The following is a 6,667-nucleotide window of genomic DNA, read 5'->3' as shown; positions in this document are numbered from 1 at the left end:
GTGGTAGCCCTTCGGGCAGGCCATACGGGGATGACACAAGCAAGAAGCCCAGGTAGGGGAGTGCCGTGCGGCAGCTTTGTGAAAAGCCAAGCGCTGCGGTTGAGCGGGGCGCACGGGGGCGAGCGGGGGAGTGTGCTGTGGGGCGGCTGAGTGTGCCACGTGCGGCGCGAGGGCGGGGCCGCGTGGGGGCGGGTTGTGTGTGGGGTGGTTAGGGGAGGTGGCGGCCTGTGGCGATGAGGTCTAGGCGGGGGAGGTCGGGGACTACCACGGCTCGGCGGGTGCTGGTCATGACGATGCCGGCGTCGCGTAGGCGGCTGAAGGCCTTTTCGGCTGTGCGGGACTTCATGCCGGCGATGGAGGCCAGTTCTACGTTGGTCAACGGCAGGTCCAAGGTCCAACCTGCCGTTGTTCTCGAACCGTGGTGGCGGACCAAGTGGCCCAGGACGCGGGCGATTCGGGTTGCCGCGTGGTGGGGCATGGCTCGGCGTAGTTCGTTGGCCCAGCGGACCTGGTCGGCTCGGACTCGGAAGAGTTCCACCAGGACCTCTCGGTGGAACTCCAGGAAGTCCAGGAGTTGGTGTTGGGGGATCAGCCTGCCCGTCACCGGGCCGCAGGCCACCACCGTGGCCGAGCGGGGGCGGCCGTCCAGGGCTGCCATCTCGCCCACCAGGTTGCCTGCCGACAGGACTGCCAGCAGGGCCGCGTCGCCTGCCTCGTCGCTGGCTCGGACCTTCACCGCGCCGGTCAGGACCAGGACGGCATGGCCGTCTTCGCCGCCCTCGCGCAGCACGATCTCGCCCGACCCGTACGCCACCGGACCGCCCAACTTCAGCAGTGCCTCGGCCACCCGGTCCGACAGCCGGCCCAGCAAACCGCGATCCCCGTCCATGTCCGCGTCCCCCCGCACCGGAATCCTTCTCACGTCGTCGGCGGAGACCATCTCACCATCCGGCCTCGAACGGCAGCCCGGGAGGTCCCCCGATGATCAAGGACGGCGCAAGTCGAGCAGGTGGCGGGTCGAATGGGCCACGAAACTGCCCTCGGCTCGGATCTGCTCGTGCATGCGGCGCAAGGTGTCCGCGTGTCCCTCGACGGTGAAGTCCGGCACCCACCACACGCACTTGCGCAGGATGTAGACGACCGCCCCGACGTCGAAGAACTCCATCCGACACCGGGCGGTGCGCAGGTCCTCCACGATCAGGCCTGCCGACTTGGCGGCGGCCACCTCGGCCTCCGGATCGCGGCTGTCGTCGTGCTCGGGGAGGGGGCCGAGGAAGTACTCGGTGAGTTCCAGGGCCGAGGCGGGGCCGACGTGTTGGGCGAAGTAGTGGCCGCCGGGGACCAGGACGCGGGCGATCTCCGGCCAGTCCGGGCGCACCGGGTGGCGGCTGGTCACCAGGTCGAAAGTGGCGTCGGGGAACGGCAGGCCGGAGTCGGGCGGGGTCAGGGTGACCTCCACACCGCGTGGACCCAGCAAGGCCTTGGCGCGTTCGGCGTTGGGCGGCCAACCCTCCGTGGCGCACATGCGCGGCGGGAACACCGGGGCCTCGGACAGCACCTCGCCGCCGCCGGTGTCGATGTCCAACGCGGCCTCGACGGTGGAGAGTCGCTTGGCGAGCAGGCGGGCGTAACCCCACGGCGGGCGCTCCTCGGTGGCACGGCCGTCCAGCCAGCCGAAGTCCCACCCCGAGACGTCGGCCGCCGCCGCTTCCGCCACCAACTCTTCGAACGTGCGCATGAGGTCATGATCGCTCATCAGCCGGCGGTACTCTCCCTGATTTCCAGCGTGAACGGCGTCTGCACCTGTTCGTGTGGTCGATCGGGGTCCTCGACCCGGTGACGCAGCAGGGTCACCGCCGCGTCGGCGATGGCGGCCTTGTCGGGAGCGACCGTGGTCAGGGACGGGCGGTGGTAAGCGCCTTCCTCGGTGTTGTCGAAGCCGACCACAGCCACGTCCTCGGGCACGCGCAGACCGTGGGCGGAGGCGGTGCGCAGAGCGCCCACGGCCAGCAGGTCGTTGAAGCAGAACACCGCGTCCGGTGGCTCGGGCAGCGCCAGCAGCGCCTCCATCGCCGCCGCGCCCTCGGCGCGGTGGTAGTGCAGGGCCGTGGCCACCAGCGACTCGTCGAACGGCAGTCCGGCCGCCGCCAACGCCGCCCGGTAGCCCTGGAGGCGCAACGCCGCCGTGCCGCGGGCCGGGTGCGCGCCGATCGCCGCGATCCGCCGCCGTCCGGAAGAGACCAGGTGCCCCACGGCCTCCTCTGCCGCGCGCACGTTGTCGATCCCGACCCGGTCGATGGGCAGGTCCACGGTGTGCTCGCCGAGCATCACCACCGGCAGGGACAACTCCGCGAAATCACCCTCCAGCAACGCCTCCGGGCTCACCACCGCCCCGTCCACCAGGTGCGTGCCCAGCGACGCCAGGGCCGCGCGCTCGCCCTCGCGGGTGCCCAGGGTCTGCTCGATCAACACGTTCCACTCGTGGGCCTGCGCGGCGCGCAGCACGAGCCCGGCCAGCTCGGAGAAGTACGGGATGCCCAGTTCGGGCAGCACCAGGGCCACGAACCCGGTCCGGCCCCGGCGCAGGTTGCGCGCCCCCAGGTTGGGCCGGTAGCCGGTGGCGGCCAACGCCTCCTCCACCCGCCTGCGGTTCTCGGCTTTGACGAAGGCGTGGCCGTTGACCACGTTCGACACCGTCTTCACCGACACGCCGGCGAGCGCGGCGACGTCCTTCAGCGTGGCCAACGCACTGCCTCCCGGAGGTTGGGTGAAGGGGATCGTACCCGTCGAACGGCCCTTTACAACGTTGTACCAACGATGTAAAAACCGGAGGAGTGACGTGAGTCACATGGCCGCCGGAAACCGACCCACTGAGGGAGTCCGATGCGTCGCCTGCTCACCCTCCTCGCGGCCGTGGCCGCCGGCATCACCGCCGCGCCCGCCACCGCCGCCGTCACCCCCAAACCGCCTCCCCTGACCACACCCTGGACCAGCCAGGTGTCCACCACCAACCCGCTGCCCGAGTACCCGCGCCCGCAGATGACCCGCCCGGACTGGCAGTCGCTCAACGGCGAGTGGGAGTTCCTCAACCCCGCCACCGGGACCGGCGGGTCCGTCGACCGGTACGCCGCGCCGCCACTCGGCCAGACCCTGCCCGAACGCGTCCTCGTGCCCTACCCGATCGAGTCCGCCCTGTCCGGCATCATGCGCAACGACGACCGCGACCTGATGTTCTACCGCCGCGCCTTCACCGTCCCCGCCGCCTGGGCCGGCCGCCGCGTCCAGCTGCACTTCGGCGCGGTGGACTACGAGGCCACGGTGTGGGTCAACGGCACCCAGGTCACCACCCACCGGGGCGGCTACGACCGGTTCGAGGTCGACGTCACCGCCCAACTGCGCAGCGGTGCCAACGAACTGGTCGTCCGCGTCTACGACCCCACCGACGGGCGCGGCGAGAAGCAGCCCCTGGGCAAGCAGGTGAACACCCCCGGCGGCATCTTCTACACACCGTCCTCGGGCATCTGGCAGACCGTCTGGCTCGAACCCACCCCGACCTCGTCGGTCTACTCCGTGGACATCCACCCGAACCTGGCGACCAACACCGCCCGCGTCCGCGTCTTCACCCGAGGGAACGTCAGCGGGCACACCGTCTTAGCCGAGGCGATGGCGGGCACGACGGTCGTGGGCAGCGCCTCCGGCGGGTTCGCCGAGTTCTCCGTGCCGGTGCCCAACGCCCGCCGCTGGTCACCCGACGACCCGTACCTCTACAACCTGCGCGTCTCCCTGCGCACCGCCGGCGGAGCCACCGTGGACCAGGTCGTCGCCTACTTCGGCATGCGCGAGGTCGGCACGAAGGTGGTCGACGGCGTCCTCCGGCCCACGCTCAACGGCGAGTTCGTCTTCCAGGTCGGCACGCTCGACCAGGGCTTCTGGCCCGACGGCCTCTACACCGCGCCCACCGACGCGGCCCTGGCCTTCGACCTCCAGAAGCACAAGGACCTGGGCTTCAACATGGTCCGCAAGCACATCAAGGTCGAACCGGCCCGCTGGTACTACCACGCCGACCGGCTGGGACTGCTGGTGTGGCAGGACATCCCGTCCACGACCACCGCCGACTCCGCCCGCACGGCCGCCCAGATCGCCCAGTTCGAGACCGAGGCCCGCGAGATCGTCGACGAGCACCGGTTCTCGCCCGCCGTGATCGCCTACGTGCCGTTCAACGAGGGCTGGGGCGAGTGGAACCTCGACGACACCCGCCGGGTCACCACCCAGTTGGAGAACCAGGACCCCACCCGGTTGATGAACCCGCACAGCGGCTACAACTGCTGCTCCTCCAAGGGCGACCCCGGCACCGGCGACATCATCGACTGGCACGTCTACACCGGCCCCGACGCCCCGCGCCCGTCCGGGACCCGAATCTCCGCGCTGGGCGAGTTCGGCGGCATCGGGCTGCGCAACCCCGGTCACGAGTACAGCCCCAACGGCGAGTTCTTCGCCTACGAGCAGGTGTTCGGCGCCGACCAGCTCAACGACCGGTACACCGGGATGGTCCGGGACGTCCGGCAGCTCATGACCACCAAGGGGGTGTCCGCGTACGTCTACACGGAGATCACCGACGTGGAGGGCGAGTACAACGGCCTGGTCACCTACGACCGGCGCGTGCAGAAGGTGGACACGGGCGTCGTGCGGGCCGCGCACCTCGACCTGATCGCCGCGTCCCGCAACCTCAACGCGCCGGTGCGGCTCACGCTCGGCCACGTCCGGTCGTTCCGGGTGACCACGCCCGGCTACACCGACCGGTACCTGCGGCACGCGAACTCCCTGGCCCGCACCGACGTGATCACCTCGGACGGCGCCCGGCAGGACGCCTCCTACCGGACCGTGGCGGGGCTGGCGGACCCGCGCTGCTACTCGTTCGAATCGGTCAACTTCCCCGGCCGCTACCTGCGGCACGCGGCCTCGCGGGTCCGGATCGACAGCGACACCGGCGGCACGTTCCGGACCGACGCCACCTGGTGCGCACGGCCGGGCCTCGCGGCGGGCGGCGTGTCCTTCGAGGCGCTGGGCCAACCCGGCGCGTTCCTGCGCCACTACGGCGAGGACGTCTACCTGGCCCGCAGCGGCGGCGCGAACCCGTGGGACACCGCGACCAGCTTCGCCGCCGACGCCACCTGGGAGGTCGCGGCCCCGGCGCTGTGGCGCAGCTCGGTGCTGCTGCCGGTGGACGTCCGGCAGTCGCTGCGGGTGACCACCTGGGGCTACACGAACCGGTACCTGCGGCACTACGACGGCCTCGCCTTCACGGAGGTGGTCGATGCCGGCAGCAGCGCGTTGCTCAAGGCCGACGCGACCTACACCGTCCGGCGAGGCCTGGCCGACTCGTCGTGCTACTCCTTCGAATCGGCCAACTACCCGGGGCAGTTCCTGCGCCACGCCAACTCACGGGTGCGCAACTCGCCCAACGACGGCACGGACCTGTTCCGGGCGGACGCCACCTTCTGTGCGCGGCCGGGGATCGGCGGCACGGGGGTGTCGTTCGAGTCCATCAACTTCCCGGGAACGTTCCTGCGCCACCACAACGCCGAGGTCTACATCGCCTCCGGTGACGGCACCGGGTTCAACCGACCGCAGACGCTGACCGCCGACAGCAGTTGGGCCGTCGCCCCGCCCTGGGCTCCCTGACCGGGACGGCCGTGGTGGTCCTTGCCGACCACCACGGCCGTGAGGGGTCAGGACGCGAACACGGGGTAGTGGTCGGAGTAGTCGGTGTAGGAATAGTTCGTGAACCAGGACGTGACTGTCCACACCGGACTCTTCACGCGCCGGGTCTCGTTGGCCAGCACCGGTCCCTGGAGGGTCAGCACGTAGTCGAGGTGCTCGGAAGCGTACTCCGGGCCGTACTGGTCGCGGCACACGCTGTTGTCCGCGCAGTCCCACGAGTACGGGTGGCCTGCGAATGCGGGCGAGGCGGCCTTGAGGTCGGTCAGCATCGTGGCGTACTCCCCGCTGGACCTGATCACGTTCAGGTCGCCCGCCACGTACAGCGGCTCGCCGGCCGGGATGCGCTCGGCGGCGACGAACGCGGCGATCTCGGCGCGCTGGCGGGCGCGGACCGAGGCCGGCGAGACCGTGCAGGAGGAGTCCTCGGACTGCATGTGGGTGCCGATGACGTGCACGGGGCCGTTGGGCGAGCTGAGGCGGACGTAGGCGAAGCCCTTGTTGGACAGCCAGTCCGGGCCGCAGCCGTCCCGGTAGACGTGCTGGACGCGCCGGGTGATCGGCCATCGGCTCACCACCGCCACGCCACCGTCCTCGGCGGCGCTGTCGCGGTAGTTCCCGAGAGTGGCGTCCCAGCCCGTGCGGGACCGGCCCACGGTCGGCGTCCGGTGCGGGTACGTGTCGGAGAGGTTGGTCAGCAGGCGGTCACCGGCGGTGTTGTCGAACAGCTCCTGGAGCACGACGACGTCCTGACCGGCCAGGACGTCCTGGCGGTCGATCAGGTCGGCCCGGGTGACCTGCCCCCAGTTCGGGTAGAGCGCCCGGGACAGCATGAACACGTTGTAGGAGGCGATCTTCGGGGAGGTCGGGGCGGCGGTGGCGGGTGTCGCGACCAAGGCGGCCAGCAGGCAAGACGTGAGCAGGATTCGCGTCTTCATAGGTGGTGATC

General features: G+C 70.6%; 5 protein-coding genes. 1 reads left to right on the top strand and 4 read right to left on the bottom strand.

Features of this window, described 5'->3' with window-relative positions:
- Nucleotides 1-208: 208 nt before the first annotated feature.
- From WBN91_RS29340 to WBN91_RS29330, 3 genes are all read right to left on the bottom strand, one after another.
- The gene (locus WBN91_RS29340) at nucleotides 209-889 is read right to left on the bottom strand and encodes a Crp/Fnr family transcriptional regulator (RefSeq protein WP_337727511.1); all 681 of its coding nucleotides are present in this window, start codon (nucleotides 887-889) and stop codon (nucleotides 209-211) included.
- Between the two features lie 96 nt (nucleotides 890-985).
- Nucleotides 986-1,738 (bottom strand): class I SAM-dependent methyltransferase, encoded by a 753-nt coding sequence (locus tag WBN91_RS29335; RefSeq protein ID WP_337727512.1) that lies wholly within the window; start codon nucleotides 1,736-1,738, stop codon nucleotides 986-988.
- 17 nt (nucleotides 1,739-1,755) lie between these two features.
- The gene (locus WBN91_RS29330) at nucleotides 1,756-2,745 is read right to left on the bottom strand and encodes a LacI family DNA-binding transcriptional regulator (protein ID WP_337727513.1); all 990 of its coding nucleotides are present in this window, start codon (nucleotides 2,743-2,745) and stop codon (nucleotides 1,756-1,758) included.
- A 138-nt stretch (nucleotides 2,746-2,883) separates the two neighbouring features.
- On the opposite strand from WBN91_RS29330, the gene WBN91_RS29325 reads away from it, so the two are divergent.
- A complete protein-coding gene (locus tag WBN91_RS29325) occupies nucleotides 2,884-5,682 on the top strand; it encodes an AbfB domain-containing protein (protein WP_337727514.1) in 2,799 nt (932 codons plus the stop codon).
- Nucleotides 5,683-5,729: 47 nt separating this feature from the next.
- Here the strand turns inward: WBN91_RS29325 and sph are convergent, their stop codons facing one another.
- Entirely contained in the window at nucleotides 5,730-6,656 is a 927-nt protein-coding gene (gene sph, locus WBN91_RS29320) for a sphingomyelin phosphodiesterase (RefSeq protein ID WP_337727515.1), read from the bottom strand.
- Between the last annotated feature and the right edge of the window lie 11 nt (nucleotides 6,657-6,667).

This window comes from Saccharothrix sp. CCNWYY140 (genome assembly GCF_037401995.1).
Taxonomy (GTDB): Bacteria; Actinomycetota; Actinomycetes; order Mycobacteriales; family Pseudonocardiaceae; genus Actinosynnema.
This window is presented reverse-complemented; position numbering and strand designations above follow the sequence as displayed.

Bases quoted from the DNA above. Each gene is read 5' to 3' on its own strand.
- WBN91_RS29340 (WP_337727511.1), bottom strand. From the start codon at position 889: ATGGACGGGGATCGCGGTTTGCTGGGCCGGCTGTCGGACCGGGTGGCC.
- WBN91_RS29335 (WP_337727512.1), bottom strand. From the start codon at position 1,738: ATGCGCACGTTCGAAGAGTTGGTGGCGGAAGCGGCGGCGGCCGACGTC.
- WBN91_RS29325 (WP_337727514.1), top strand. From the start codon at position 2,884: ATGCGTCGCCTGCTCACCCTCCTCGCGGCCGTGGCCGCCGGCATCACC.
- sph (WP_337727515.1), bottom strand. From the start codon at position 6,656: ATGAAGACGCGAATCCTGCTCACGTCTTGCCTGCTGGCCGCCTTGGTC.